We start from the raw sequence: 25855 nt of genomic DNA, 5'->3' as shown, positions 1-25855 counted from the left end.
AGATGACTGAGCGTCAGCCCGCCGACGGCAGGCGGGAGAAGGACCGGCCGTGGCTCATGCGCACCTACGCCGGTCACTCCACGGCCGAGGCGTCCAACGAGCTGTACCGGCGCAACCTCGCCAAGGGCCAGACGGGTCTGTCGGTGGCGTTCGACCTGCCGACGCAGACCGGCTACGACTCCGACCACATCCTCGCCCGCGGCGAGGTGGGCCGGGTCGGCGTGCCGATCGCGCACGTCGGTGACATGCGCCGGCTGTTCCAGGACATCCCCCTGGAGCAGATGAACACCTCGATGACCATCAACGCCACGGCCATGTGGCTGCTGGCGCTCTACCAGGTCGTCGCCGAGGAGCAGGGCGCCGACATCACCAAGCTCCAGGGCACGACCCAGAACGACATCGTCAAGGAGTATCTGTCCCGGGGGACCCACGTCTTCCCCCCGGGGCCCTCCCTCCGCCTGACGACGGACATGATCGCGTACACGGTCTCCCACATCCCGAAGTGGAACCCGATCAACATCTGCAGCTACCACCTGCAGGAGGCGGGTGCCACACCGGTCCAGGAGATCGCGTACGCGATGTCCACCGCGATCGCCGTCCTCGACGCCGTGCGCGACTCCGGCCAGGTGCCGCAGGAGCGCATGGGCGATGTCGTCGGCCGCATCTCGTTCTTCGTGAACGCGGGCGTCCGCTTCATCGAGGAGATGTGCAAGATGCGCGCCTTCGGCCGCATCTGGGACAAGATCACCCGTGAGCGGTACGGCATCGAGAACCCCAAGCACCGCCGCTTCCGCTACGGCGTCCAGGTCAACTCCCTCGGCCTGACGGAGGCCCAGCCGGAGAACAACGTCCAGCGGATCGTCCTGGAGATGCTGGCGGTGACGTTGTCGAAGGACGCCCGCGCGCGTGCCGTGCAGCTGCCCGCCTGGAACGAGGCCCTCGGCCTGCCCCGCCCCTGGGACCAGCAGTGGTCGCTGCGCATCCAGCAGGTGCTGGCCTACGAGAGCGACCTGCTGGAGTACGACGACATCTTCGAGGGCTCGAAGGTCGTCGAGGAGAAGGTCGAGGGACTGGTCGAGGCGGCGCTCGCCGAGATGGAGCGCATCGAGGAGATGGGCGGCGCGATGGCGGCCGTCGAGTCCGGCTACCTCAAGTCGCAGCTGGTCGCCTCGCACGCCGAGCGCCGGGGCCGGATCGAGTCCGGCCAGGAGAAGATCGTCGGCGTCAACATCTTCGAGGGCACCGAGCCGAACCCGCTCACCGCCGACCTGGACACCGCGATCCAGACGGTGGACCCGGAGGTCGAGGCCCGGGTCATCGAGGCGCTTCAGCAGTGGCGCGACAGCCGCTACCAGCCGCCCTTCAACCACCCGCGGCCCTGCAAGGCCCTGGAGCGGCTGAAGGAGGCCGCCCGCGGCACGGAGAACCTCATGGAGGCCACCCTGGAGTGCGCCCGCGCCGGCGCGACGACCGGCGAGTGGGCCGGGGCACTGCGCGAGGTGTTCGGCGAGTTCCGGGCGCCCACGGGCGTCTCCTCCGCGCCGGTGGCCGTGCCCGCCGAGGAGGGCAGCACGCTGGCCCTGGTGCGCCGCAAGGTGGAGCTGACGGCCAAGGACCTGGGCGTGGGCAAGCTGCGCTTCCTGGTCGGCAAGCCGGGCCTGGACGGGCACTCCAACGGCGCCGAGCAGATCGCGGTGCGCGCGCGGGACGCCGGCTTCGAGGTGGTCTACCAGGGCATCCGGCTGACGCCCGAGCAGATCGTGGACGCGGCCCTCGCCGAGGACGTGCACGCGGTCGGGCTGTCCATCCTGTCCGGCTCGCACGCCCAGCTGGTGCCGGACGTCCTCGAACGGCTCCGTGTGGCCGGTGCCACAGATATACCGGTGATCGCCGGTGGCATCATCCCGAACGGTGATGCCGAGCAGCTCAGGGCAGCCGGAGTGGCCGCGGTCTTCACCCCGAAGGACTTCGACATCACCGGAATCATCGGCCGCATCGTCGACGAGATCCGGAAAGCGAACCAGCTCGACCCCCTGGAGGTCCCCGCATGACCACGGTCAACCGCCTTCGCCCCCGGCGTTCCTGCCTGGCGGTACCGGGCTCGAACCCGCGCTTCCTGGAGAAGGCCCAGGGCCTCCCGGCGGACCAGGTCTTCCTCGACCTGGAGGACGCCTGCGCCCCGCTGGCCAAGCCCGAGGCGCGGCACACCATCGTGAAGTTCCTCAACGAGGGCGACTGGACGGGCAAGACGCGCGTGGTCCGGGTCAACGACTGGACGACCGAATGGACGTACCGCGACGTCGTCACGGTCGTCGAGGGCGCCGGCCAGAACCTCGACTGCATCATGCTGCCGAAGGTCCAGGACGCCCAGCAGATCGTCGCCCTCGACCTCCTGCTGACCCAGATCGAGAAGACCATGGGCTTCGAGGTCGGCAAGATCGGCATCGAGGCGCAGATCGAGAACGCGCAGGGCCTGAACAACGTCAACGAGATCGCGCAGGCCTCCCAGCGCGTCGAGACGATCATCTTCGGCCCGGCCGACTTCATGGCCTCGATCAACATGAAGTCGCTGGTCGTGGGCGAGCAGCCGCCCGGCTACCCGGCGGACGCCTACCACTACATCCTGATGAAGATCCTGATGGCCGCCCGCGCCAACAACCTCCAGGCGATCGACGGCCCCTACCTGCAGATCCGCAACGTCGACGGCTACCGCGAGGTCGCCCAGCGCGCCGCCGCGCTCGGCTTCGACGGCAAGTGGGTGCTGCACCCGGGCCAGGTCGAGGCGTCCAACGAGATCTTCTCGCCGTCCCAGGAGGACTACGACCACGCCGAGCTGATCCTGGACGCGTACGAGTACTACACGTCCGAGGCGGGCGGCAAGAAGGGCTCCGCGATGCTCGGCGACGAGATGATCGACGAGGCCAGCCGCAAGATGGCCCTGGTCATCGCGGGCAAGGGACGCGCCGCCGGCATGCGGCGCACCAGCACGTTCGAGATCCCGGAGGCCTGAGCGCGATGCAGTTCGGACGCACCTACGAGGAGTTCGAGGTCGGGGCGACGTACAAGCACTGGCCGGGCAAGACGGTCACGGAGTACGACGACCACCTGTTCTGTCTGCTCACCATGAACCACCACCCCCTCCACATGGACACGAACTATGCGGAGAAGACGACGGACTTCGGCAAGAACGTCGTCGTCGGGAACTACATCTACTCCCTGCTGCTCGGCATGTCCGTGCCGGACATCTCCGGCAAGGCCATCGCCAACCTGGAGATCGAGTCGCTGAAGCACGTGGCGCCGACCTTCCACGGCGACACGATCTACGGCCAGACGACCGTGCTCGACAAGTGGCCGTCGAAGTCGAAGAACGACCGCGGCATCGTGCACGTCGAGACCAAGGGCTACAAGCAGGACGGCACGCTGGTCTGCGTGTTCCGCCGCAAGGTGATGGTGCCGACCGAGACGTACATCAAGGAGCGCGGCGGCGAGCAGCCCGGCCGCCCGGAGCTGCGAGAGCAGGAGAAGTAGCCATGGCGCGACTCGCCCAGACCGCCGGTCTGACGGACGTCCAGCAGGAGATCCTGTCCACCGTCCGCGACTTCGTGGACAAGGAGATCATCCCGGTCGCGACCGAGCTGGAGCACCGCGACGAGTACCCGCAAGCGATCGTCGACGGGCTGAAGGAGTTGGGCCTGTTCGGCCTGATGATCCCCGAGGAGTACGGGGGTCTGGGCGAGTCGCTCCTGACGTACGCGCTGTGCGTGGAGGAGATCGCCCGCGGGTGGATGTCGGTGTCCGGCATCATCAACACGCACTTCATCGTGGCGTACATGCTCAAGCAGCACGGCACGCAGGAGCAGAAGGACCACTTCCTGCCGCGGATGGCGGCCGGCGACATCCGGGGCGCCTTCTCGATGTCGGAGCCGGGCCTCGGCTCGGACGTCTCGGCGATCACGTCGAAGGCGGTGAGGGACGGCGACGAGTACGTCCTGAACGGCCAGAAGATGTGGCTCACGAACGGCGGAACGTCCTCCCTGGTGGCCGTTCTGGTGCGAAGTGACGAAGGTCACCCCGAGGGCACCGCGCCCCACAAGTCGATGACGACCTTCCTGGTCGAGAAGGAGCCGGGCTTCGGCGAGGTCCGCCCCGGCCTCACCATCCCCGGCAAGATCGACAAGATGGGGTACAAGGGGGTCGACACCACCGAACTCATCATGGATGGCCTGCGGATTCCTGCGGATCGTGTGCTCGGCGGGGTCACCGGCCGTGGTTTCTACCAGATGATGGACGGCGTCGAGGTCGGCCGCGTCAACGTGGCGGCGCGTGGCTGCGGCGTCGCTCAGCGTGCGTTCGAACTGGGCGTCCAGTACGCGCAGCAGCGTCACACCTTCGGGAAGCCGATCGCCCAGCACCAGGCGATCCAGTTCAAGCTGGCCGAGATGGCTACCAAGGTCGAGGCCGCCCATGCGATGATGGTGAACGCAGCACGCAAAAAGGACTCCGGGGAGCGAAACGACCTCGAGGCTGGGATGGCGAAGTACCTCGCCTCCGAGTACTGCAAGGAGGTCGTCGAAGACGCCTTCCGGATCCACGGCGGCTACGGCTTCTCCAAGGAGTACGAGATCGAACGCCTCTACCGCGAGGCGCCGATGCTGCTCATCGGTGAAGGTACCGCCGAGATCCAGAAAATGATCATCGGCAGGCGGCTGCTCGAAGAGTATCGATTCCAGGGCTAGATGTCCGGATGCGGGGTGTTTTCTTGGAGAAGAAGATCACACCCCGTCAGCACTCTTCCGCCGCCGACTCGGCTGCCTGGCTTACCCAGTTAGGGCCCCGAGCCGCTACGATCGCCGGAAAGCCGCCGTCCCCCGTCAGAGTGCGGCATCATCCGCTACGAAGGTCATCCATGCCCCACAGCCAAACCTCTGCACCTCGCGACAGCCGGGCCGGCGTACGCCTCGCGCGCGGAGCATCGCCGTGGCTCCTTCCGACCGTCGCCACCGCAGCCCTCAGCCTGGCCCGGGCCCGCCGCTCCGGCGCCGCCAAGGCCGTCGCCGTTCCCGCCACCGCGCTCGCGGCGGGAATGCTGTGGTTCTTCCGCGACCCCGAGCGCGAGATCGCCCAGGGCCGGGTCATCTCGCCCGCCGACGGTGTGGTGCAGAGCATCATGCCGTGGAAGGACGGCCGCACCCGCGTCGCGATCTTCATGAGCCCGCTCAACGTCCACGTGAACCGCGCCCCGCTGGCCGGCACCGTGACGTCGGTCGAGCACATCCCCGGTGGCTTCGTTCCCGCCTTCAACAAGGAGAGCGAGAACAACGAGCGCGTCGTCTGGCACTTCGACACCGAGCTCGGCGACATCGAGATGATCCAGATCGCCGGCGCGGTCGCCCGCCGCATCGTCCCCTACGTGCCCGAGGGCACCAAGGTCGAGCAGGGCGAGCGGATCGGCCTGATCCGCTTCGGCTCGCGGGTCGACCTCTACCTGCCCGAGGGCGTGGAGGTCGCGGTCGAGGTGGGGCAGAAGACCGTGGCTGGGGTGACTCGCATTGACCGTGATTGATCCTGACACCAAGGCCGGCTGGGTCCCGGACGCCGACGAGGTCGACGAAGAGGAGGAGATGCCCCTCTCTCTGCGTCTGTCGATAGCGGACACCCTGACGCTCGGCAACGCCACGTGCGGCTTCATGGCGGTGTACTTCACCACCACCGGCATCCTGATCCCGGACCTCATGGGCAGCCAGGAATCCGGCATGGCGCGCAACAGCGCGGCCACGGCGGTCATCCTGATGCTGTGCGCGGCGGTCTTCGACCTGTTCGACGGCCTGGTGGCGCGCAAGCTGCGCTCCTCCCCCATGGGCGCCGAGCTGGACAACCTCTCCGACCTGATCAGCTTCGGCCTGGCCCCGGCGTACTTCGTCCTCGTCTACGGCATGGTGGCGGAGGGCGCGTACCAGCGGGTCGCCGCGGTCGGGGCGATCGTGGTGCTGCTGGCGGTGGTGCTACGGCTTGCGCGGTTCTCGTGCGTCACGGTCAAGGACGGCACCTTCCAGGGCATGCCGTCGCCGTTCGGCGCGCTGACAGTGGTGTCCATCGTGCTGCTGGAGCTGCCCTTCGTGGCGACGCTGCTGGCGATCCTGGGGACGGCGTGGCTGATGGTGAGCCGCGTGGAGTACCCGAAGCCGCGCGGCCGGCTCGCGGTGGCGATGCTGACGTGGATCGTGGTGGGCATGGGCATGATGGCGGCCTGGGCGTTCGACGCGCCGAGCGGTCAGCTGCTGCTCCAGACGGGATGCGCGCTCCAGCTGGTCATGGGGGCGGTGATTCCGCTGTTCGCGACGGCCCGGCGGGTGAACAACTTCCGTGACAACCGGCGCGAGGCGCGGGCGGCACAGCTTCCGTAACGACCGTACGACGAGGAAGGCCCCGAGCTGACAAGCTCGGGGCCTTCCTCGTGCCTGCGGCGACGGGAGCCGCCCGGCTCAGGTCAGGAAGTCCCTGGCGATGCGTTCCGCCACGCGTTCCAGGATCGGGCCCGCCTCCGCGATGCACTTCGCGACGTCCGGCTCCGCGTCCGTCAGGGGGTAGGCCCGGCGGATGCCCGCGCGGCCCAGGGCCTCCGGGGGCAGGGCGAGGCGGCCGCAGACCGCGACGACGTCCTTGCCTGCGGCACGTGCGGCGGCGGCGACACCGGCCGGGGCCTTGCCGTGGAGGGTCTGCTCGTCGAGGGAGCCCTCGCCGGTGATCACCAGCTCGGCGCGGTCCAGGGCGGGGGCGAAGCCCAGGACGTCGAGCATGACCTCGATGCCGGGGCGGAAACCGGCGCCCAGGAGCAGGGCGCCGTAACCGATGCCGCCGGCGGCGCCCGCGCCCGGGGCGGCCGCGTACTCGGCGGCCTTCGGGCCGACCGGGCCCTCCAGCACCTCCGCGAAGTGCGCCAGGGCGGCGTCCAGGGCCGTCACGTCGTCCGGTGTGGCGCCCTTCTGCGGGCCGTAGACCGCGGGTGCGCCCTTCGGGCCGGTCAGGGGGTTGTCCACGTCGCTCGCGAGGATGAATTCGATCTCGCTCAGGCGCGGGTCGAGTCCCGACAGGTCCGCGGTCGCCAGCTCGGCGAGACCGCCCCCGCCCGGGGGCACCGGCTCCCCGTCGGCGTCCAGGAACCGGGCGCCCAGCGCCGACAGCATGCCGGCGCCGCCGTCCGTGGTGGCGCTGCCGCCGACCCCGAAGACGATCGTGCGGGCGCCCGCGTCCAGGGCGGCCCGCAGCAGCTCGCCGGAGCCGTACGTGGACGCCGTGAGCGGTGCGAAGACCCCGGCGGGCAGCCGCTGGAGGCCACTGGCCTCGGCCATCTCCACGACCGCGGTGCCCTCGCGCAGCGCGAACGCCGCCGTCACCTCGTCGCCGAGGGGGCCGGCGACCCGCACCTCCCGGCGTTCGAACCCGGCCGCGACCGCCGCGGCCACGGTCCCGTCGCCGCCGTCGGCCACGGGCAGCGCCTCGACCTCCAGGTCCGGCACGACCCGGCGCAGCCCGGCCGTCACCCGCTCGGCGACCTCCACGGCCGTCAGCGAGCCCTTGAACTTGTCCGCGGCGACGAGCACCCGCTGTGCCTGCCAGGTGCCGCTCACTGCAGCGTCCGCCACTTGCACTCCCCTTGCTCTCCGGGCCCTCACGCACGTCAAGGCCAGTCGCGCCGCTGCGACCTTAACCGCAGGACGCCCCGCCCGTCAGCATCTGCCCATCGCGTGGACCGAGGCTCCCAGGGGCGCGGGGAACCGCGCGAGCGAGCACAGCGCACCCGCGGGGACGAACACACCACGACCCCGGGCGAAACGGGTAGACCGTAACCATGACCCTCGCACGCACCGAGACAGACCTGGCGAACCGCATCCTCGGCGGCTGGCAGGGCCGCATCGCCGGCAACATGCTCGGCAAGCCCGTCGAGCAGGGCGAGGTCTGGACCCGCGACCGCATCGACCGCTACCTGCGGCAGGCCTCCGCCCTGCCCCTGACCGACTACCTGCCCGAGCCGATCAGCGAACACGAGGGCTTCGAGCTGCGCCCCGAATGGCGCCAGTGCGTCCGCGGCCGCATCCACGGCAGCTGCCGTGACGACGACGTCGACTACGCGATCCTCGGCCTGGACCTGCTGGAGACGCACGGCTTCGGGTTCAGCACCGAGCAGGTCGGCGACCTGTGGCTGCTGCGGCTGCCGTACCTCCAGACGTTCACCGCGGAGCGGGCCGCGTACCGCAACCTCGCCAACGGGCTCAAGCCGCCGCTGACGGCGACGTACGACAATCCGTACCAGGAGTGGATCGGGGCTCTGATCAGGGCCGACATCTTCGGCTGGACCCACCCGGGCGCGCCGCGCCGGGCCGCCTCGCTGGCCCGGCGGGACGCGGTGCTGTCGCACACCGGCAACGGGGTCTACGGGGCGATGTGGGCGGCGGCGCTGATCGCGGCGGCGTTCACGGCGCCCACCGTGCGGCACGCCGTCGACGAGGCCCTGGCCGTGATCCCGGCGAGCAGCCGCCTGGCCCGCACGGTACGGCGGGTGGCCTCCCTGCACGACGCCGGGATGTCCTGGGAGGACACGCTCACCACGGTCGCCGAGGAGACCATCGGGATGGGCTGGATCCACACCGTCCCGAACGCGGCCGTCCTCACCGCCGGCCTGCTCTACGGCGACGGCGACTTCACCCGGACCATCACCCTGACCGTCCGCGGCGGCCTGGACACCGACTCCAACGGCGCGACGGCGGGTTCCGTCGCGGGCGTGTTCGGCGGGGCGGCGGCCATTCCGGACCAGTGGAAGGTGCCGCTGGAGGACACGGTCCGCAGCGCGGTGTTCGGTTTCGACGGGGTGCGGATCAGCGAGCTGGCGGAGCGGACGGTGCGGCTGGCGGAGTCCGCGGCCTGACCGCATGCTTCGCCTGCGCCCCGGTGACCGCGAAGATGGGCTCGTCCTCCAGCAGCGGTGGCTACCCTGCTGCGATGACCACCTCTCCTGACTTCGCCGCCTACATCGCCTCCCTGCCCCGCGTCCTGGCCGGTGCCGCCGCGCTGTTCCGGGACGGCGAGGGCCGTGTCCTGCTCGTCGAACCCAACTACCGGGAGGGCTGGGCGCTGCCGGGCGGCACCGTCGAGTCCGACGACGGCGAGACACCGCGGCAGGGCGCGCGGCGCGAGACGGCCGAGGAGATCGGCCTGGACCGCGAGCTCGGCCGGCTGCTTGCGGTCGACTGGGTGCACGGCACCGGCCGTCCGCCGCTGGTGGCGTACCTGTACGACGGCGGGGTGCTCGGCGAGGACGACCTCAAGGCGATCCGCCTCCAGGAGGAGGAGCTGCTGTCCTGGCGGCTGGTCCCGCGCGAGGAGCTGGCCGAGTACCTGCCGGGCGCCCTCGGCCGCCGGGTGCTGACCGGGCTGGACGTGCTGGCGGACGGCTCGGGCCCGGCGGAGCTGGAGAACGGCCACCGGGTGTCCTGACCGGCGCCGCCCGGGCCACCACCGTTCGATATCCGCTCGCCGCCCCGGTGCGGCCCGGCCTACGCTCGGGGGCATGGCCAAGCCACTCGTCGCGCTTCTCACCGGTGCCGGTATCAGCACGGACTCCGGGATCCCGGACTACCGCGGGCCGAACGGGCTGTGGCGGCGGGATCCGGAGGCCGAGAAGCTCGTCACGTACGAGTACTACATGGGCGACCCGGAGATCCGCCGCCGCTCCTGGCAGATGCGGCGCCAGAACCGGACGCTTCAGGCGGAGCCCAACGCCGCGCACCGGGCGGTGGCCGAGCTGGAGCGGTCCGGGGTGCCCGTGCGGGTGATCACGCAGAACGTGGACGGGCTGCACCAGCTCGCCGGGATGCCCGACCGCAAGGTGCTCGAACTGCACGGCACCGCGCGGAGTGTCGTGTGCACCGGCTGCCACGCGCGCGGCCCCATGGAGGACGCGCTGGCGCGGGTCGAGGCCGGTGAGGACGACCCGCCGTGCCTGGAGTGCGGCGGGATCCTGAAGTCGGCGACGGTGATGTTCGGCGAGCGGCTCGACCCCGTCGTCCTCGGCGAGGCGGCCGCCATCAGCAAGGCCTGCCAGGTGTTCGTCGCCGTCGGCACGAGCCTCCAGGTCCAGCCCGCCGCCGGCCTCGCCGGTGTCGCCGCCGACCACGGCGCCCGCCTGATCATCGTCAACGCGGAGCCGACGCCGTACGACGACCGTGCCGACGAGATCGTCCGCGAGCCCATCGGCACGGCCCTGCCCGAACTGCTGCACGGCCTCGCCGTCTAGGAGACAGCACCGGCTGCGCCGGGAGTCCGTTCATGCGAAGAGTGCGGCGCCCCGCTCGAAGTCCAGCAGGCGCTGCTTGCGCTCCAGGCCGCCGCCGTAGCCGGTCAGGCTGCCGTTCGCGCCGATGACGCGGTGGCAGGGGACGATGATGCCGACGGGGTTGCGGCCGTTGGCGAGGCCGACCGCGCGGGAGGCGGTGGGGGTGCCGAGGGCGTCGGCGAGTTCGCCGTAGGTGCGGGTCTCGCCGTAGGGGATGCGGCGCAGCCGGTCCCAGACGGTGCGCTGGAACGGGGTGCCGGTCAGGCGCAGTTCGACGGTGAACTCCTTGAGCTCGCCGGCGAAGTAGGCCCGCAGCTGTTCCTCCGCCTCGGTGAAGAGGGTGTCGTCGCGCGGGCCGAAGGTCTCCTCCGGCGGGCGGTGGCGCTGTTCGGTCATGTAGAGGCCGCACAGGACGCCGTCGTCGGCGACGAGCGTCAGGGGGCCGTACGGGCTGTCGGTCACGGTGTGCTGCTTCATGAACGTCCCTATGCCGGAAGGAAGTTGATGGGGTGGCTGTCGGTCGCCCAGAGGTACTGGACGGCGTACGCCCGCCAGGGGCGCCAGGCCGCCGCGCGGGCGGTGAGCGCGGCCGGGGTCGACGGCAGGCCCAGTTCCCGGGCGGCGCGGCGGACGCCGAGGTCGGTGGGGAGGAAGGCGTCGGGGTCGCCGAGGGCGCGCATGGCGATCACGTCGGCCGTCCAGGGGCCGAAGCCGGGCAGGGCGAGGAGCAGCTCGCGGGTCCGCGGCCAGTCGCTCTCCACGCCCAGTCGGAGGGAGCCGTCGGCGAGCCGGCCGACCAGGGTGGTGAGGGTGGCGCGGCGGGTGCGGGGCATGGCCAGTGACTCCGGGTCCACCTCCGCGAGTGCCTCGGGGGACGGGAACAGGTGGGTGAGGCCGCCCTCGGGGTCGTCGACCGGGTCGCCGTGCGCGGTGACCAGGCGGGCCGCGTGGGTGCGGGCGGCGGCGGTGGAGACCTGCTGGCCGAGCACGGCCCGGACGGCGAACTCCGCCTCGTCGACCGTGCGCGGCACGCGTCGGCCCGGTGCCTTGTCGACCAGGGGGGCGAGGGCCGGGTCGGTGCGCAGCTGGTCGTCGATGGCGACCGGGTCCGCGTCCAGGTCGAGCATGCGGCGGCAGCGGCTGATGGCGACGGTCAGGTCGCGCAGGTCGCTGAGGGTGAGGCGGCAGGCGATGTGGTCGGGGTTGGGGGTGAGGGCCGCGATGCCGTGGCCGTAGGGCAGCCGGAGGGTGCGCCGGTAGGCGCCGTCCCGCCACTCCTCCACGCCGGGTACGGCGGTCGCGGCCAGGTGGCCGAAGAGGTTGTCGGGGTTGAGGGGGGCGCGGAACGGCAGGCGCAGCGTCAGCGCCCCCGCGGTGGCGCCGGTGCTCTTCTTCGGCGCCCGGGTCCGCAGCTCGCTCGGGGACAGGGCGAAGACCTCGCGGACGGTGTCGTTGAAGGTGCGGATCGAGGCGAAGCCCGCGGCGAAGGCGATCTGCGCCATCGGCAGGGCCGTCGTCTCGATGAGCAGCCGGGCCGTCTGGGCGCGCTGCGCGCGGGCGAGCGCGAGGGGTCCCGCGCCCAGCTCGGCGAGGAGCTGGCGTTCGATCTGCCGGGTGCTGTAGCCGAGCCGGCCGGCGAGGCCGGGCACACCCTCGCGGTCGACGACGCCGTCGGCGATCAGCCGCATGGCGCGGGCCACGAGGTCGGCGCGCTGGTTCCACTCCGGGGAGCCGGGGCTGGTGTCGGGCCGGCAGCGCTTGCAGGCCCGGAACCCGGCCTGCTGGCAGGCCGCCGCGCTCGGGTGGAAGACCATGTTCTCCGGCTTGGGCGGCACCACCGGGCAACTGGGCCGGCAGTAGATGCGGGTCGTCAGGACGGCCGTGAAGAACCATCCGTCGAACCGCGCGTCCTTGGACTGGACCGCGCGCACGCAGCGCTCGGTGTCGGTGTGCATCCCCATCTGCATGCGTCCAGCTTCGGGCACCGGCGGGCCGGGGTCTGGCGAGAATCCGACATCGACGTGAGCGCCCGGCACTTCCGGCAGGCACAGATGAAGATTCATTCATGTGTTCGTGCGGGGCCGGTACGATGACGTCATGGGTCATGGAGCCGTCATCCCCGCGCAGGACGCCGCCGAGCGCGTACGTCTGGACGCGGACAACGTCGCGAAGGTCGCCACCACGCTCCAGGCCCTGTCCACACCCTCCCGGCTGCTGATCCTGGCGCGGCTGCGGGAGGGCCCGCTGCCGGCCACGGAGCTGGCCGCCGAGGTGGGCATGGAGCAGTCGGCCTGCTCGCACCAGCTGCGGCTGCTGCGCAACCTGGGCCTGGTGGTGGGCGAGCGGCAGGGCCGCTCGGTCGTCTACGCGCTGCACGACCACCATGTGGCCGAGCTGCTCGACCAGGCGGTGTACCACGTGGAGCACCTGCGCCTGGGCATCAGTGACGCCGCCGAATGAGGCGTCCCCGGCGTCAGCGCGCCGGATGTGGCCCCTGTACGCGGCCGGCTTCACCACCGCCTTCGGGGCGCACGGCATCGCCGCGAACCTGGGCGGCTCCGGCGCCGACGCGGTCACCTCGCTGCTGGTCCTCGGCGGGCTGCTGGCGCTGTACGACGGGGCGGAGGTGCTGCTGAAGCCGGTGTTCGGCACGCTGGCGGACCGGGTGGGGGCGCGGCCGGTGCTGCTGGGCGGCCTGGTGGCCTTCGCCGCCGCGTCCGCGCTGTACGCCCTGGCCGGTTCCCCGGGCTGGCTGTGGGCCGCCCGGCTCGGGCAGGGCGCGGCGGCCTCGGCGTTCTCGCCGGCGGCCTCCGCCCTGGTGGCCCGGCTGAACCCGGCGGCGAAGCAGGGGCGGGCGTTCGGGAGTTACGGCTTCCACAAGTCGGTCGGCTACACGCTCGGGCCGCTGCTCGGCGGGCTGCTGGTGTGGGCGGGCGGGCTGCGGCTGCTGTTCTGGGTGCTGGCGGTGCTGGGTGCCGGGGTCGCGCTGTGGGCGCTGGTGGCCGTGCCCGTCGTGCCGCCCCTCCCCCGGGCCCGGCAGACCGTGCTGGACCTGGCGCGGCGGCTGGCCGACCCGGTGTTCCTGGGCCCGACGGCGGCGCTGGCGGGAGCGACGGCCGCGCTGTCGGTCGGGGTGGGCTTCCTACCGGTGTCGGGTGCGGCGGCCGGGCTGGGGACGGTGGCGACCGGGGCCGCGGTGTCGGTGCTGGCGGCCTGCGCGGCGGTCGTCCAGCCGCGTGCGGGGCGGGCCCTGGACACCGGCCGGATCACGCCGCGCGCCGGGCTCACCGCCGGTCTGCTGCTCACGGCGGCCGGTCTCGCCGCGGCGATGCTGCCCGGCCTGGCCGGTCTCCTCCTCGCCGCCGTCCTGATCGGCACGGGCACCGGCGTGATCACCCCGCTCGGCTTCGCGGCCCTGGCCTCGTCCACCCCGCGCGAACGCCTCGGCCAGACGATGGGCGCCGCCGAGCTCGGGCGCGAACTGGGCGACGCGGGTGGCCCGTTGCTCGTCGCCGGGGTGGCCGTGGCGACGACGCTGACGTACGGGTACGGGGCGCTGGCGGTGCTGCTGGCGGCCGGGCCGGTGGTGGTCGCCGTGGCGGTGGGGGTACGGCGACGGGGAGCGGCCCGGGCATAACCCCGCCCGGGCATGGCCCCGCGCGGACGGCTCACGGCCGGGGAGCCGTACCCGCTGCTCCCCGGCCGTGTCCTGGTCCGCTCCGACCGCTCCGTCGCTGTCGTGTTCCGGCTACTCCGTCGCCGTCGGACGGCGCGAGAGCTTCATCGCGTCGGCCACGTCCGTCAGGGGGCGCAGCCGGTAGGTGTACGCGTAGTCGCGGTTCGCGAACAGCTTGAACTCGTCGTGCGGGTGCGCGCCCCAGCTGTTGTCGCCGCCCACGCCCGTCTGGCGGTGGTTGACCCGGAGGACCACCGCGTCCCGGGGCGTGAGCTGGTAGTCGTGGCGGGCGCCGACCGACAGGTCCTCGGGCGTGAAGTGCGAGGCGTTGACCTCCAGCAGCGGCTCACCGGAGACGAGCAGTCCGCGTCCGCCGGAGTCGGTCAGCGCGGCCCAGCGGACGTCGGTCTTGTTGCCGTTCTCCTGGGGCCGCAGGTAGGGGGTCCACTGCCCGGCGACGGTGCCGGAGTACAGGCCCACGTCGGTGGCGTTGTTGCGGTCCCACATGTTCTCCTCGGGGCCGCGGCCGTAGTAGTGCAGCCGGTCCAGGCGGCGCGGCAGGAACAGCAGGGTGCCGACCTCGGGGATGTACGGCAGGTTCGCCGCGCCCGGGTGCAGGGTGTTGTCGACCCTGATCTCGCCGTTGCCGAAGACCGTGTAGGTGGTGCTGAAGGTGGACTCGGTGCCGGTGGGCAGCGTGCCGGTGATCGTGATCTGGACGGCCCGGTCGCTCAGCGGCCGTACCCGTACGTCCGCGACCTTCCGCTTCGCCCCGGCGTCGCGCCAGATCTGGTTGCGGGTGTGGTGGCCGTTGCCCCGGTCGTTGTCGGTGGGCGCCCGCCAGAAGTTCGGGACGGGCCCGGAGGTGATGAGGCGGGTGCCGGCCGCCTCGTACGAGGTGATGGTGCCGCTGCTCTTGTCGACGGTGACGGAGAAGCCCTTGCCCTTGACCGTGACGGTCTGGTCGCCGTCGGTGTGGCGCAGGGCGGGCACGCCGTCGAGCGGTGCCGGTTTCACGGCCGGGCTGCCCGCGTCGAGGGCGAGTTGCTGTTTGGCCACCTCGAAGCCCGCCCTGGCCCACGGGGTGGTTTCCCGGGTGGTGAAGGACAGTTGCAGGAAGTACTCGGTGCCGGGTGCGGGCTTGGCCGGCAGCCGGACCGGGATGTCGATGTCCTTGCTGCTCAGCGGTGCGACGTTCAGCTGGTCGCGGGTCAGCCGGCCGCGCTGGACGACCTTGCCGTCGGCGACCAGGGACCAACGGCCGTCGAACTCGCGGAGGTCGGTGAACAGGTACTCGTTGGTGAGCGTGACGGCGCCGGGGCCGCCGGAGGCCGGGACGGCGTTGATCGCCTGGTAGATCTGCTTGACCTCGGCGGACTTGCCGGTGAGGGCGCGGTCGGGCAGGACGATGCCGTCCCCGGCGAAGGCGCCGTCGTTCGGGTTGTCGCCCCAGTCGCCGCCGTAGGCGTAGAACGTCTTGTCGCGCGGGCGCTTCTCGGTGAAGCCGACGGTGGCGGCGTCGAACCAGAACCGCACGCCCTCGTCGTCCGGGCCGCGGCTGTCCGAGGCCAGCTCGGCGGCGCTGAGCGCGCGGGCGTAGACACGGGCCCGGCGGATGGTGCCGCTGAACTCCCGGGTGGGGTTGTCCACGTCGGTGGCGAGCGTCAGGGAGGCGGTATTGGTGCCGGGACGCCGGGTGGTGGTGCGGGTGCCGCGCACCTGGCCGTCGACGTAGAGGGTCAGCGTGCCCCCGTCCGCGTCGAAGACGCCGGCGACGTGGTGCTCCTTGCCCGTCCATCCGTCCGGCAGCGGCCAGCTCGCGGTGACCCACTGGCCGCCGCCGTGGATGAAGAACTCCAGGTTCTTCTCCGTCTGCTTGAGGGCGTACTGGGTGTCGCCCTTGGCGAGGATGGGCTGGTGGCCGTAGGGCACGTCCGGGGTGACCCAGGCCTCCAGCGTGAGCGAGCCGGTGAGGTCCAGACCGGGGTCGCGGGGGAAGACGGTGCCGCCGGAGACGCCCTTGGCGCGGTCGAAGGTACCGGCCGGCGCGATGATCTCGCCGCGCAGGGCGCCCGGGCCGGACTCGGTCAGCAGCTTGCGGGTGGGGGTGGGCCAGCTCAGGGCCTGGTCGACGAAGTCCCAGATCCAGCCGCCCTGGAGGACGTCGTAGCGGCGGACGATGTCCCAGTACTTCTTGAAGTTGCCGTTGGAGTTCCCCATCCCGTGCGAGTACTCGATCATCACGTACGGGCGGGTGTCGCTCGTGTCCTTGGCGCGCTGCTCGACCCGCTGCGGGCTGTCGTACATCTCGGAGCGGATGTCGCTGATGCCCGGGCGGTCGTCGCCCTCGTACTGGATGACGCGGGTGGGGTCGTAGGAGCGGATCCAGTCGTACATGGCGTTGAACGTGGTGCCGCCGCCCGCCTCGTTGCCGAGGGACCAGATGACCACCGAGGCGTGGTTCTTGTCGCGGTGGACCATGTTCTGGGCGCGCACCACGCACGCCTCGGTCCACTCGGGGTGGCCGCTGCCGGGGTACCTGTCGCGGATGCCGTGGGTCTCGAGGTTGGTCTCGTCGACGAGGTACAGGCCGTACTCGTCGGCGAGTTCGAGCCACAGCGGGCTGTTGGGGTAGTGCGAGGTGCGGACGCTGTTGATGTTGAGCCGCTTGATGATCCGGATGTCCTCGACCATCTGCGCGCGAGTGAGGGCCGAGCCGGTGACGGGGTGCATCTCGTGCCGGTTGGTGCCGCGGAAGGAGACCGGCTTGCCGTTGATGCGCATCAGGCCGTCCTTGAGCGCGAACTCGCGGAAGCCGACCCGGTGCGACAGGGTCTCGATCACCTTTCCGGCGGGGTCGCGCAGCCGCAGTACGGCGGTGTACAGGTTCGGGTGCTCGGCCGACCAGAGCTTCGGCGCCGGGACGGCTCTGGCCGCCTCGGCCGTGGCCTCGTCGCCGTCGGGGACGTCGACGGGCTGGTTCAGGGGCCGGGACCAGACGGCGTGGCCGCGCGCGTCGTACAGCTGGGTCTCGACGGTGTAGCGGCCCGCGCCGTCGCCGCCGTAGTCACGGACGTGCGCGGTGACCTTGAGTTCGGCGGAGGTGTAGCCGTCGCCGAGGGGGGTGTCGAGCTTGAAGTCGCGCAGGTGCACGTTCGGCGTGGAGTACAGGTGGACCGAGCGGAAGATGCCGCTCAGCCGGATCATGTCCTGGTCCTCCAGCCACTCCGCGTCGGAGTAGCGGTACACCTCGACGGCGATCTGGTTGGTGCCCGGCTTGAGGTGGCGGGTGATGTCGTACTCGGCGGAGGTGTAGGAGTCCTCGTGGTAGCCGACCAGCTCGCCGTTGATCCACACGTAGTGGGCGGACTTGACGCCCTCGAAGTGCAGGAAGGTGCGCCGGCCCTTCCAGTCGCGGGGGACGGTGAAGGTACGGCGGTACTGGCCGACGGGGTTGTAGCGGGTGGGGGCGGCGGGCGGCTGGGCGTTCTCGCCGCCGCCGTTGGGGCCCCACCAGGGGTAGGTGATGTTGACGTAGATCGGGAAGTCGTAGCCGTGCAGCTGCCAGGCCGAGGGCACCGGGATGGTGTCCCAGCCGGAGTCGTCGACGTCGGTGCGGTAGAAGTCGGGGTCCCGGTCGTCGGGCCGGTCGGCGTAGGCGAACTTCCATCTGCCGTCGAGGCTCAGGCGGTACGGCGAGCGCTCGCGGTCGCCCTTCAGTGCCTGGCCGAGGTCGGGGTACGGCATGAGCGTGGTGTGCGGTGGCTCGGTGCCCACCCGGTAGACCGACAGGCCGTCGTTCCACTCCGGGGGGCCGTCCGCCGCCGGGCGCCGGCCGGCCGCGTACGCCGCGGCGGGCGACGCGGACAGGGCGAGCGCGCCGAGCACGGCGGCGCCTCCCTCGAGCAGACGACGGCGGCTGACGACAGGTCGGTCGGCGGGAGTGGGGTGCGGGTGCGGGTGCGGCATGACCGTGGCCTTCCTCGGTTCGACAGGGTGCTGCACGGACTGAGGGCACGTCAGATGCGCTCCCCAACTACCCATCCAGGATGGGTGTTTCTGTTGGGAAGCGTGTCAACTGACGGTGACGGAGCAACTGCTGAGCAGGCACACCCTAGGACTCGAACACAACCGAAGCAATGACCCCGTCGGACTTTGTGCGGTCCTGATGGTTCAGCCCCCGGCACAGGGGGATCAGCCCCTGAGGAAGGCGAGCACCTCGCTCGTCAGCCGGGCCGGCGCGTCCAGCGGGACGAGGTGTCCGGCCTCCGGTACGGGCACCAGCCGGGCACCGGGGATCAGCCCCGCCAGCTCCTCCCCCTTGGCGAAGGGGATCCAGGTGTCCTCGGTGGCCCAGCAGACCGTGACCGGCAGGTCGATCGTGGGGTACAGCGGCTGGATGTCGTCGGTGTAGCGCTGGTCGGCCTGCGCTATCTGGCGGTAGAAGGCGGCCTGGCCCCGCTGCCCCGTCCACGGCCGGACCAGCGCGTCGAGCGTGACGGGGCGCAGCCCGGTGTGGCTCGCGGACGTGACGTACTCGCGCACCAGGGCCCGGTGCAGCGCGTCCGGCAGTTGCTCGAAGACGTGGCTGTGCTCGCCGACCAGCCGGAAGAAGGGGGAGCCCCACGGCTCCAGGGCCACCGGGTCGACCAGGGCGAGCCGCCGGTAGCGCGCCCCGTGCAGCAGGTGGGCCCGCAGCGCCACGCAGCCGCCGAAGTCGTGCGCGACGACGGACGGCTCCCGCAGCCCCCAGTGCTGGAGCAGCTCGGTGAAGACGCGGCCCTGGGCGCCCAGCGAGACGTCCTGGTCCGGGTACATCTCGGAGGTGCCGTAGCCCGGCATGTCCCACACGTGCACGCGGTATCCCGAGGCGGCGAGGGCGGGGGCGATCTCGTGCCACACGTACGACGAGAACGGCGTGCCGTGCAGCAGCACGACCGGCTCGCCGCCCGGGTCCCCCAGCCGGTCCCAGCGCACGGTCCCCGATGCGGTGGCCAGGCTCTCCCGCAGAATCCAGTCACTCAAGACGCCGCTCCCTCTCTCTGTGTGCGGGCCCTCGATTCGGGCCCTCGATCCCTCTGTGTACGGACCCTCGATTTTTTGTCATTTCGGCGCGACAGTGTCGCGCCTCCGACCGTAATGTGACCTCATCGGACAGCCCGAGCAACGGATCTTGGCGGTACCTATTGCCGCGCCGGAAGGGGAGCGGCTCGCATGAACGGGTATGCGACCTCGGATCGCGACGCCGTCACGGCCGCACCCGGCGGGCTGCTGGACCTGCTGAAGGTCGCCGCCGTGGTCCTGGACGGCACCGGGCACATCGCCCTGTGGAGCCCCGAGATCGAGCAGCTGCTCGGCTACACCGCCGAGGAGGCCCTGCGGCAGCGCGCCGACACGCTCCTGGTCGCGCCCGAGAACCGCCCTCGCGGCAGGGAGCTGTTCGCCCAGGTCAGCTCCGGGGCCCGGTGGGCCGGTGTCTTCCCGCTGCGACACCGCGACGGCACGGAACGCGCCGTGGAGTTCCGCACGATGCGCCTCCTCGACAACGAGGGCCAGCCCCATCTGCTCGGGCTCGCCACGGACGCCTCGACCGTACGGAAGGTGGAGCGGGACCTCGCCCTCTCGCACAGCCTGGTCAACCAGACGCCGCTCGGCATCGCCGTCTTCGACAACGACCTGCGCTGGGTCGGGGTGAACCCCGCGCTGGAGCGCATGAACGGCGTCCCCGAGGAGGCCGTGCTGGGCCGCCGGGTCGGCGAGGTGCTGCCGGGCCTGGACGTGGCGGCCATCGAGGCCCGGATGCGGCACGTCCTGGAGACCGGCAGGCCCCTGCTCGACCAGCAGACGATCGGCCGTACGGCGGCGGACGCCCAGGACCGCGCCTACTCCGAGTCGTACCACCGCATCGAGGACAGCGACGGGCGGGTGCTGGGCCTGGCGATGGCCGTGCTGGACGTCACCGAGCGGCAGCAGGCCTCGACCGAGGTCGCGCAGGCCCGCCAGCACCTCTCGGTGATCGCCGACGCCGGGGTGCGGATCGGCACCACGCTCGACCTGCGGCAGACCGCCCGGGAGCTGGCCGAGGTGGTCGTGCCGCAGCTGGCCGACCTGGCGGCGGTGGACGTCCTGGAGTCGGTCGTGGCCCACGGCACCATCGCGCCCGTGTCGGGCGGTGCGCCCGCCGAGTTCCGGGCGCTGGCCGTCGCGGCCGGCTATCCCACCGACGCCATCCACGCCGCCGACCCGGTCGGCGAGCTGGCCACGTACGGATCGTCGCGGGTCATCACGCAGTGCGTCCGCAGGGCCCGCCCGGTCCTCGTCGAGCGCGTGGAACCGAAGATGCTGCGGCGCCTCGCCCGGGATGCTCGGGCCGCCCAGGCCCTGCACGAGGCCGGGGCCCACTCCTACCTGGCGCTGCCGCTGATGGCCCGGGGCAAGGTGCTCGGCACGCTCTCGCTGTACCGCACGGTCAACGAGCGCCCCTTCGACGACCGGGACCAGCTGCTCGCCTCGGAACTCGCCGCCCGCGCCGCGATCTGCATAGACAACGCCCGCCTCTACGGCCGGGAGCGCGGCACCGCCCTGACCCTCCAGCGCAGCCTGCTCCCCAGCACGCCCGCCCAGCAGGAGGGGCTCGACATCGCCGCCCGTTACCGCCCGGCCCTCAGCGAGGTCGGCGGCGACTGGTACGACGTGCTGCCACTGGGGCCGGGGCGCACCGGGCTCGTCGTCGGGGACGTGATGGGCAAGGGCGTCCAAGCCGCCGCGATCATGGGGCAGTTGAGCACGGCGACACGGGCGCTGGCCCGGCTGGACCTGCCGCCCGCCGAACTGCTGCGGCACCTGGACGACATCGCCGGCTCGCTCGGCGACGCCATCGCCACCTGCGTGTACGCCGTGTGCGACCTGGAGCGCGGCACGTGTGCCCTGTCCAGCGCGGGCCATCTGCCGCCGGTGCTCGCCGGGGCGGACGGCGGCGCGCGGCTCGTCGAGGTGCCGGGCGGTGTGCCGCTCGGTGTCGGGGGTGTCGAATTCGGCACCGTGGAAGTGGAGTTCGCGCCGGGCTCGCTGCTCGCCCTGTACACCGACGGGCTGGTCGAGAACCGCGGGGAGCCGATCGACACCGGGCTGAGCACACTGACCCGTCTGCTGACGACGGCCGGTCCCAGTCTGCAGCGGACCAGCGACAGTCTCCTCGGCGCGCTGAGCCCGGAGCCCGACGACGACGTGGCGCTGCTGCTGGTGCGCAGCCGCACCTGAGCGCGCGGACCGCAACTGTTAGCATGTATGTGTGAGTTACGTTCTCTACCTCTGATCCGGGCCACCGGCTCCGCCCCTCACCCGACGTGTCGTACGCGGGTCGAGGCGCCGGGAGCCGCGACGTCGCCCACGGCCCGCCCTGTTTCCGGGCCCGGCCGTCCGTCGGATCCGTAGGCCCGCTCGCACCCCCGTCCTGAACCCGGGGTGAAGTGTGCCTCCTCACGGAGGAAGAGAACGTGACCACCCTGACCCTGCCCGCCCGCGCCCGGGCGCAACTGACCTGTGCCGGAATCCGCGTCGCCCGCGGTGGCCGCACGGTGCTGCGCGATGTCGACATGAAGGTCTCCCCCGGTTCCCGCTGGGGCGTCGTCGGCGAGAACGGCCGCGGCAAGTCGACCCTGCTGCACGTCCTGGCCGGCCTCCTGGACCCGGACGCGGGAACCGTGCACCGTGTGGGCACCCTCGCCCTGGCCGAGCAGGAGATGCCGGCCGAGGACGCGCGCACGGTCGGCGACTTCATCGACGCGTATCTGGCCGACGCCCGCGCGGCCCTGCGGGACCTGGACACCGCGGCGGAGGCACTCGCCGCGGATCGTCCCGGGGCCGGACAGGCCTACGCCGACGCCCTGGAGACGGCGCAGGCCCTGGACGCCTGGGACGCCGACCGCCGCGTGGACGCCGCCCTGGACGGACTCGGCGCGGTCAGCGACCGGACCCGTCCGCTCGCCACGCTGTCGACCGGCCAGCGCTACCGCGTCCGGCTGGCCTGTCTGCTCGGCACCGAGTACGACTTCCTGCTCCTGGACGAGCCGACCAACCACCTGGACCTGGCCGGGCTGGAGTACCTCACCGCCCGGTTGCGCGCCCACCCGGGCGGCGTCGTCGTGGTCAGCCACGACCGGGCGCTCCTCGCGGACGTCGCCACCACGATCCTCGACCTCGACCCCACGCGGGACGGCCGCCCGGCCGTCCACGGCGGCGGCTACGCCGGTTACCGCGAGGGCCGCGAGGCCGAGCTGGTCCGCTGGGAGGAGGAGTACGAGCGGCAGCGGACCGAGCACGTCCGGCTCCAGCAGGCCCTGTCCGAGGCGCAGAACCGGCTGACCACCGGGTGGCGTCCGGGCAAGGGCACCGGCAAGCACCAGCGCGCCACCCGCGCCGGCGCGCTGGTGCGCTCGGTCCACCGGCGCCAGGACGACTTGGACCGGCACCAGGTCACCGCGCCCGTGCCGCCGCAGCGTCTCTCGCTGCCCGGCCTGCCCGCCCGGCCGGGCGTCGTCCTGCTGCGCGCGGAGGAGGTGACGGTGGACGGGCGGCTGCACCACGCGGCGAGCCTGTCGGTGACGTCCGGTGACCGGCTCGCCGTCACCGGTCCGAACGGGGCGGGCAAGTCCACGCTGCTGTCCGTCCTGGCCGGGCTGCTCACCCCCGGCACGGGCCGGGTGCACCGGGCGCGCGGGGTGCGGCTGCGCCTGCTCGGGCAGGAGTCGCCGCGGGCGACGCACCAGCGGGCCCGTGACGTCTACGAGGCCCACCTCGCGCGGTTGGTCACGGCGGGCGTGCTGGCGGAGGGCGAGGTGGTGGGGCTCGGCTCGCTGGGCCTGCTCACCTCGCGGGACGCCGACAAGCCGGTGGCCGAGCTGTCGACGGGCCAGCAGCGCCGGCTCGACCTGGCACTGACCGTCGCGTCCCGCCCGCACGTCCTGCTGCTGGACGAGCCCACGAACCACCTGTCCATCGCTCTGGTCGACGAACTCACCGAAGCGCTGCACACGACCGACGCGGCGGTCGTCCTGGCCACGCACGACCGCCGGCTGCAGCGCGACGTCAGCGCCTGGCCACGGCTGACGCTGACGCGGGCGCGCGGGGTGGGGACGGAGGAGGGAGCGGGGGCAGTGACGCGGTGACGGGGCGCGGTGCACGGCCCGGGAGTGGGTGACCAGGCGCCGGGCCGGCTCTCCGGCGGTGGCGGCACCGGACGGTCCGGGGGACGGCCGGCCGGTGCTCGCCACCGCACTCCTGGTGGTCGTGGGCCGGCCGCCGGTGCGAGGAGGAAGACCGTGAGTTCCGGGTACTCGCGCGGGAGACGTATCCGCACCCACGGAGCCGCGCGGGCCGGCCGAGGCGGCTCGGAAACGGGGGTCCGACCATGTGCCGCTGGCTCGCCTACTCCGGCACTCCCGTGCTGCTCGACGACGTCCTCTACCGCCCGCAGCACTCGCTGATCGACCAGAGCCTGCACGCGCGGATGGGTGTCGACACCACCAACGGCGACGGCTTCGGCGTCGGCTGGTACGCGTGGCACCTGCGCAGCCCCGCCGTCATCCGCGACACGGGCCCGGCCTGGAGCGACCGCAACCTCCGGGAGATCGCCGACCACGTCCGCTCACCGCTGTTCTTCGCCCATGTACGGGCTTCCACCGGGACGGCCGTGCAGCAGACCAACTGCCACCCCTTCCGTCACGGGCGCTGGATGTGGATGCACAACGGGGCGATCGCCGGGTTCGCCGACATGCGCCGGGAGCTGATGCTGGCCGTGGACCCGGCGCTGTTCCCGTCGATCGAGGGCACGACGGACTCCGAGGTGATGTTCCACGTGGCCCTCACCTTCGGCCTCGACGGCGACCCGCCGGGCGCGGTGGCCCGGATGGCCGGGCTCGTCGAGCGGCTGGGGCAGCAGCACGGGGTGGCGGAACCCCTCCAGATGACGGTCGCGGTGACCGACGGTGAGCGGGTGTGGTTCTTCCGGTACTCCAGCGGCGGAGACGCCCGGTCGCTGTACTACAGCAGCCGGGTGGAGGACATCCGCGCCCTCCACCCCGACCTCGCGTTCCTGAACCACATCTCCGACGAGACCCGCCTGGTCGTGTCGGAACCGCTCGGCGATCTCCCCGGCGTGTGGAACGCCGTACCGGAGAGCAGCTACGGCGTCGTCCAGCCCGGCCGGGACCTGCTGCGGCACTTCGAGCCCGAGCCCGTGTGAGTCCCGCGGGAACGCCTCGGTCCTGTCACTGCGGGACGGCTATGAGTCGGCGACGGCCAGGGACGTTGCGGCCCGGACGACATCGCGGGCCAGCGCGACGGCTTCCGCGGCGGCTCCGGTGGCGCCGAGTGTGGCACCACTGGCGTACACGCCGTCGATGATCAGCATGATCCGGTCGCCCAGCCGGTCGGGGTCGGCCGCGGACGTCCGCCGTGCCACCGCGCGCAGTTGTTCCCGGACGGTCTTGAAATGCTCCAGGGACACGCGGTGCGCGGGGTGTTCCGGATCCGGGAATTCGGCGTGCGTATTGCGCAGGGAGCAGCCGCGGGTGCCGGGCACCATGGCCTGCACGGCGCGGACGACTTCGACGAGCTGTTCCTCGGGGGTGTCGGCCGCCGCGAGGGCGCGTTCGAAGGTGCGGTCCCAGTCCTGGGTGCAGCGTTCCAGATAAGCCACGACCAGCTTGTCCTTGCTGGCGAATTCGCGGTACAGGAGCTGTTTTCCGCATCCCAGCTCATCGATGACCTGCTGCATCCCGACGGCGTGCACGCCATAGCGGTCGAAGAGGTCGGCCGCGGCATCCAGGATGCGGTCGTGAGCGTCGGGCGTGGGCTTTCGCGGCATGGTTCCGAACGGTATCAGACCGATCGGTCCCGGCCCGGGCAAAGCTCATTGACATCCCGTCAGCGGTGTGACCATGCTGTGCCCCGCCGATTACAGACCGATCGGTCCGGACCTCCTGATCCAAGGAGAACATCATGAAGACCCTGGTTGTCTCGGGCGGTACCTCCGGTATCGGAGAAGCAGTCGCCCACACCTATCTGAAGCGGGGCGACCAGGTGGTGGTCATCGGCCCGAACCCGGAGAAGGGGCGGAAGTTCCTCGCCACGGCGGAAGGTCTGGGCGCCGGGGAGCGGGCCTTCTTCCTGACCGCGGATCTCAGCCTGGTCAGCGAGAACGAGCGGGTCGTCGGGGAAATCGGGGAGAACTTCCCCGCAGTGGACGCGCTGGTGCTGTGCGCCCGGTTCTTCCGCTCTCGTCGACACGTCACCTCCGAAGGCTTCGAGCACAATTTCGCGCTGTACTACCTGAGCCGCTTCCTGCTCGGCCACGGCCTGCTCGACCTGCTGGAGAAGGCGCCCGAGCCGGTCATCGTGAACGTGGCCGGGCCGGGCGTCGAAGCCGGCCGGATCCACTGGGACGACCTGGGCCTGGAGCGGGGCTACGACGGCTGGGGCGCCATGTTCCAGGGCGGCAAGCTGAACAACCTGCTCGGCGTTGCCTTCGCCCTCCAGGGCCGTGGTCACCGGACCCGGTACGTGCTGGACTTCCCGGGCGGTACGGCGACCGGATTCGCCGGTGAGTTCGATCCGGCCACCGCGGCCCACGTCAAGGAGATGCTGCGGTTCGCCAAGCCGGTGGAAGCGGGCATCGCCCCGATCGTCGCGGCCATCGACAGCCCGCCCGCCGAACCGCTGAGCGCCTTCTTCGAGGGCCGGCGCCTGGATCTGCGGCACCACTCCTTCGCCCCCGAGGACGCCCGGCGGCTCGACGCCGTCACCCGGGAGCTGCTGGCCGGCTGAGGCGCACGTCAGGTGCGCCCGCG

21 protein-coding genes are annotated in these 25855 nt (G+C 71.9%); 15 read left to right on the top strand and 6 right to left on the bottom strand.

The window, feature by feature from the left end:
• Positions 1–2 precede the first annotated feature (2 nt).
• From ABZ386_RS09825 to pssA, 6 genes are all read left to right on the top strand, one after another.
• Positions 3–2051, top strand: a complete 2049-nt coding sequence (locus ABZ386_RS09825; RefSeq protein ID WP_355719887.1) for a protein meaA — start codon at positions 3–5, stop codon at positions 2049–2051.
• A complete protein-coding gene (locus ABZ386_RS09820; protein ID WP_351343214.1) occupies positions 2048–3010 on the top strand; it encodes a CoA ester lyase in 963 nt (320 codons plus the stop codon). Before ABZ386_RS09825 ends, ABZ386_RS09820 begins: the two co-directional genes overlap by 4 nt.
• A gap of 5 nt (positions 3011–3015) precedes the next feature.
• A complete protein-coding gene (locus ABZ386_RS09815; protein WP_033309326.1) occupies positions 3016–3528 on the top strand; it encodes a MaoC family dehydratase in 513 nt (170 codons plus the stop codon).
• Between the two features lie 2 nt (positions 3529–3530).
• Positions 3531–4736 (top strand): acyl-CoA dehydrogenase family protein, encoded by a 1206-nt coding sequence (locus tag ABZ386_RS09810; protein ID WP_190050162.1) that lies wholly within the window; start codon positions 3531–3533, stop codon positions 4734–4736.
• Between the two features lie 170 nt (positions 4737–4906).
• Positions 4907–5563: a phosphatidylserine decarboxylase gene (locus ABZ386_RS09805; protein ID WP_114256304.1), complete on the top strand. Its 657-nt coding sequence runs from the start codon at positions 4907–4909 to the stop codon at positions 5561–5563.
• A 58-nt stretch (positions 5564–5621) separates the two neighbouring features.
• A complete protein-coding gene (pssA, locus tag ABZ386_RS09800; RefSeq protein WP_351343358.1) occupies positions 5622–6404 on the top strand; it encodes a CDP-diacylglycerol--serine O-phosphatidyltransferase in 783 nt (260 codons plus the stop codon).
• Between the two features lie 78 nt (positions 6405–6482).
• Here pssA and ABZ386_RS09795 read toward each other — a convergent pair whose 3' ends face one another.
• Complete coding sequence (locus ABZ386_RS09795; RefSeq protein ID WP_358964717.1) at positions 6483–7601, bottom strand: glycerate kinase; 1119 nt, start codon at positions 7599–7601, stop codon at positions 6483–6485.
• A 248-nt stretch (positions 7602–7849) separates the two neighbouring features.
• On the opposite strand from ABZ386_RS09795, the gene ABZ386_RS09790 reads away from it, so the two are divergent.
• The 3 genes from ABZ386_RS09790 to ABZ386_RS09780 all read left to right on the top strand — a co-directional run bounded on the left by ABZ386_RS09790 (position 7850) and on the right by ABZ386_RS09780 (position 10291).
• A complete protein-coding gene (locus ABZ386_RS09790) occupies positions 7850–8923 on the top strand; it encodes an ADP-ribosylglycohydrolase family protein (RefSeq protein WP_351343218.1) in 1074 nt (357 codons plus the stop codon).
• A gap of 74 nt (positions 8924–8997) precedes the next feature.
• Complete coding sequence (locus ABZ386_RS09785; protein WP_351343220.1) at positions 8998–9492, top strand: NUDIX hydrolase; 495 nt, start codon at positions 8998–9000, stop codon at positions 9490–9492.
• A gap of 73 nt (positions 9493–9565) precedes the next feature.
• Positions 9566–10291, top strand: a complete 726-nt coding sequence (locus ABZ386_RS09780; RefSeq protein WP_355719896.1) for a Sir2 family NAD-dependent protein deacetylase — start codon at positions 9566–9568, stop codon at positions 10289–10291.
• Between the two features lie 30 nt (positions 10292–10321).
• On the opposite strand, the gene ABZ386_RS09775 is transcribed toward ABZ386_RS09780, so the two are convergent.
• Positions 10322–10807, bottom strand: coding sequence for a methylated-DNA--[protein]-cysteine S-methyltransferase (locus tag ABZ386_RS09775; protein ID WP_351343224.1), 486 nt, complete (start codon positions 10805–10807; stop codon positions 10322–10324).
• Between the two features lie 8 nt (positions 10808–10815).
• A complete protein-coding gene (locus ABZ386_RS09770) occupies positions 10816–12285 on the bottom strand; it encodes an AlkA N-terminal domain-containing protein (protein ID WP_351343362.1) in 1470 nt (489 codons plus the stop codon).
• A 142-nt stretch (positions 12286–12427) separates the two neighbouring features.
• Between ABZ386_RS09770 and ABZ386_RS09765 the strand changes: the two genes are divergently transcribed.
• A complete protein-coding gene (locus tag ABZ386_RS09765; RefSeq protein ID WP_355728248.1) occupies positions 12428–12790 on the top strand; it encodes a metalloregulator ArsR/SmtB family transcription factor in 363 nt (120 codons plus the stop codon).
• Between the two features lie 25 nt (positions 12791–12815).
• Positions 12816–13967, top strand: a complete 1152-nt coding sequence (locus ABZ386_RS09760; protein ID WP_351343227.1) for an MFS transporter — start codon at positions 12816–12818, stop codon at positions 13965–13967.
• A gap of 111 nt (positions 13968–14078) precedes the next feature.
• Here ABZ386_RS09760 and ABZ386_RS09755 read toward each other — a convergent pair whose 3' ends face one another.
• Both ABZ386_RS09755 and ABZ386_RS09750 read right to left on the bottom strand, forming a co-directional pair.
• Complete coding sequence (locus ABZ386_RS09755; protein ID WP_358964496.1) at positions 14079–17975, bottom strand: glycoside hydrolase family 2 TIM barrel-domain containing protein; 3897 nt, start codon at positions 17973–17975, stop codon at positions 14079–14081.
• A 225-nt stretch (positions 17976–18200) separates the two neighbouring features.
• The gene (locus ABZ386_RS09750) at positions 18201–19031 is read right to left on the bottom strand and encodes an alpha/beta hydrolase (protein WP_351343229.1); all 831 of its coding nucleotides are present in this window, start codon (positions 19029–19031) and stop codon (positions 18201–18203) included.
• Positions 19032–19220: 189 nt separating this feature from the next.
• Between ABZ386_RS09750 and ABZ386_RS09745 the strand changes: the two genes are divergently transcribed.
• The 3 genes from ABZ386_RS09745 (at position 19221) to ABZ386_RS09735 (ending at position 24249) form a co-directional block, all read left to right on the top strand.
• On the top strand, positions 19221–21266 hold the full coding sequence (locus ABZ386_RS09745) for a SpoIIE family protein phosphatase (RefSeq protein ID WP_355724219.1): 2046 nt from the start codon (positions 19221–19223) through the stop codon (positions 21264–21266).
• A 236-nt stretch (positions 21267–21502) separates the two neighbouring features.
• On the top strand, positions 21503–23173 hold the full coding sequence (locus ABZ386_RS09740; RefSeq protein ID WP_358964494.1) for an ABC-F family ATP-binding cassette domain-containing protein: 1671 nt from the start codon (positions 21503–21505) through the stop codon (positions 23171–23173).
• A gap of 242 nt (positions 23174–23415) precedes the next feature.
• Positions 23416–24249, top strand: a complete 834-nt coding sequence (locus ABZ386_RS09735; RefSeq protein ID WP_358964492.1) for a class II glutamine amidotransferase — start codon at positions 23416–23418, stop codon at positions 24247–24249.
• Positions 24250–24288: 39 nt separating this feature from the next.
• On the opposite strand, the gene ABZ386_RS09730 is transcribed toward ABZ386_RS09735, so the two are convergent.
• Complete coding sequence (locus ABZ386_RS09730; protein ID WP_351343236.1) at positions 24289–24873, bottom strand: TetR/AcrR family transcriptional regulator; 585 nt, start codon at positions 24871–24873, stop codon at positions 24289–24291.
• A 134-nt stretch (positions 24874–25007) separates the two neighbouring features.
• Here ABZ386_RS09730 and ABZ386_RS09725 point away from each other — a divergent pair, with 134 nt between their 5' ends.
• A complete protein-coding gene (locus ABZ386_RS09725; RefSeq protein WP_358964491.1) occupies positions 25008–25832 on the top strand; it encodes an SDR family NAD(P)-dependent oxidoreductase in 825 nt (274 codons plus the stop codon).
• Positions 25833–25855 lie beyond the last annotated feature (23 nt).

The organism is Streptomyces sp. NPDC006140 (assembly GCF_040628815.1).
Taxonomy (GTDB): domain Bacteria; phylum Actinomycetota; class Actinomycetes; order Streptomycetales; family Streptomycetaceae; genus Streptomyces.
This window is presented reverse-complemented; position numbering and strand designations above follow the sequence as displayed.

What these genes read in the sequence shown, in the direction of transcription:
- ABZ386_RS09825 (WP_355719887.1), top strand. Translation starts at nt 3, where the DNA reads ATGACTGAGCGTCAGCCCGCCGACGGCAGGCGGGAGAAGGACCGGCCG.
- ABZ386_RS09820 (WP_351343214.1), top strand. Translation starts at nt 2,048, where the DNA reads ATGACCACGGTCAACCGCCTTCGCCCCCGGCGTTCCTGCCTGGCGGTA.
- ABZ386_RS09815 (WP_033309326.1), top strand. Translation starts at nt 3,016, where the DNA reads ATGCAGTTCGGACGCACCTACGAGGAGTTCGAGGTCGGGGCGACGTAC.
- ABZ386_RS09810 (WP_190050162.1), top strand. Translation starts at nt 3,531, where the DNA reads ATGGCGCGACTCGCCCAGACCGCCGGTCTGACGGACGTCCAGCAGGAG.
- ABZ386_RS09805 (WP_114256304.1), top strand. Translation starts at nt 4,907, where the DNA reads ATGCCCCACAGCCAAACCTCTGCACCTCGCGACAGCCGGGCCGGCGTA.
- pssA (WP_351343358.1), top strand. Translation starts at nt 5,622, where the DNA reads ATGCCCCTCTCTCTGCGTCTGTCGATAGCGGACACCCTGACGCTCGGC.
- ABZ386_RS09790 (WP_351343218.1), top strand. Translation starts at nt 7,850, where the DNA reads ATGACCCTCGCACGCACCGAGACAGACCTGGCGAACCGCATCCTCGGC.
- ABZ386_RS09785 (WP_351343220.1), top strand. Translation starts at nt 8,998, where the DNA reads ATGACCACCTCTCCTGACTTCGCCGCCTACATCGCCTCCCTGCCCCGC.
- ABZ386_RS09780 (WP_355719896.1), top strand. Translation starts at nt 9,566, where the DNA reads ATGGCCAAGCCACTCGTCGCGCTTCTCACCGGTGCCGGTATCAGCACG.
- ABZ386_RS09775 (WP_351343224.1), bottom strand. Translation starts at nt 10,807, where the DNA reads ATGAAGCAGCACACCGTGACCGACAGCCCGTACGGCCCCCTGACGCTC.
- ABZ386_RS09770 (WP_351343362.1), bottom strand. Translation starts at nt 12,285, where the DNA reads ATGCACACCGACACCGAGCGCTGCGTGCGCGCGGTCCAGTCCAAGGAC.
- ABZ386_RS09765 (WP_355728248.1), top strand. Translation starts at nt 12,428, where the DNA reads ATGGGTCATGGAGCCGTCATCCCCGCGCAGGACGCCGCCGAGCGCGTA.
- ABZ386_RS09760 (WP_351343227.1), top strand. Translation starts at nt 12,816, where the DNA reads ATGTGGCCCCTGTACGCGGCCGGCTTCACCACCGCCTTCGGGGCGCAC.
- ABZ386_RS09755 (WP_358964496.1), bottom strand. Translation starts at nt 17,975, where the DNA reads ATGCCGCACCCGCACCCGCACCCCACTCCCGCCGACCGACCTGTCGTC.
- ABZ386_RS09745 (WP_355724219.1), top strand. Translation starts at nt 19,221, where the DNA reads ATGAACGGGTATGCGACCTCGGATCGCGACGCCGTCACGGCCGCACCC.
- ABZ386_RS09735 (WP_358964492.1), top strand. Translation starts at nt 23,416, where the DNA reads ATGTGCCGCTGGCTCGCCTACTCCGGCACTCCCGTGCTGCTCGACGAC.
- ABZ386_RS09730 (WP_351343236.1), bottom strand. Translation starts at nt 24,873, where the DNA reads ATGCCGCGAAAGCCCACGCCCGACGCTCACGACCGCATCCTGGATGCC.
- ABZ386_RS09725 (WP_358964491.1), top strand. Translation starts at nt 25,008, where the DNA reads ATGAAGACCCTGGTTGTCTCGGGCGGTACCTCCGGTATCGGAGAAGCA.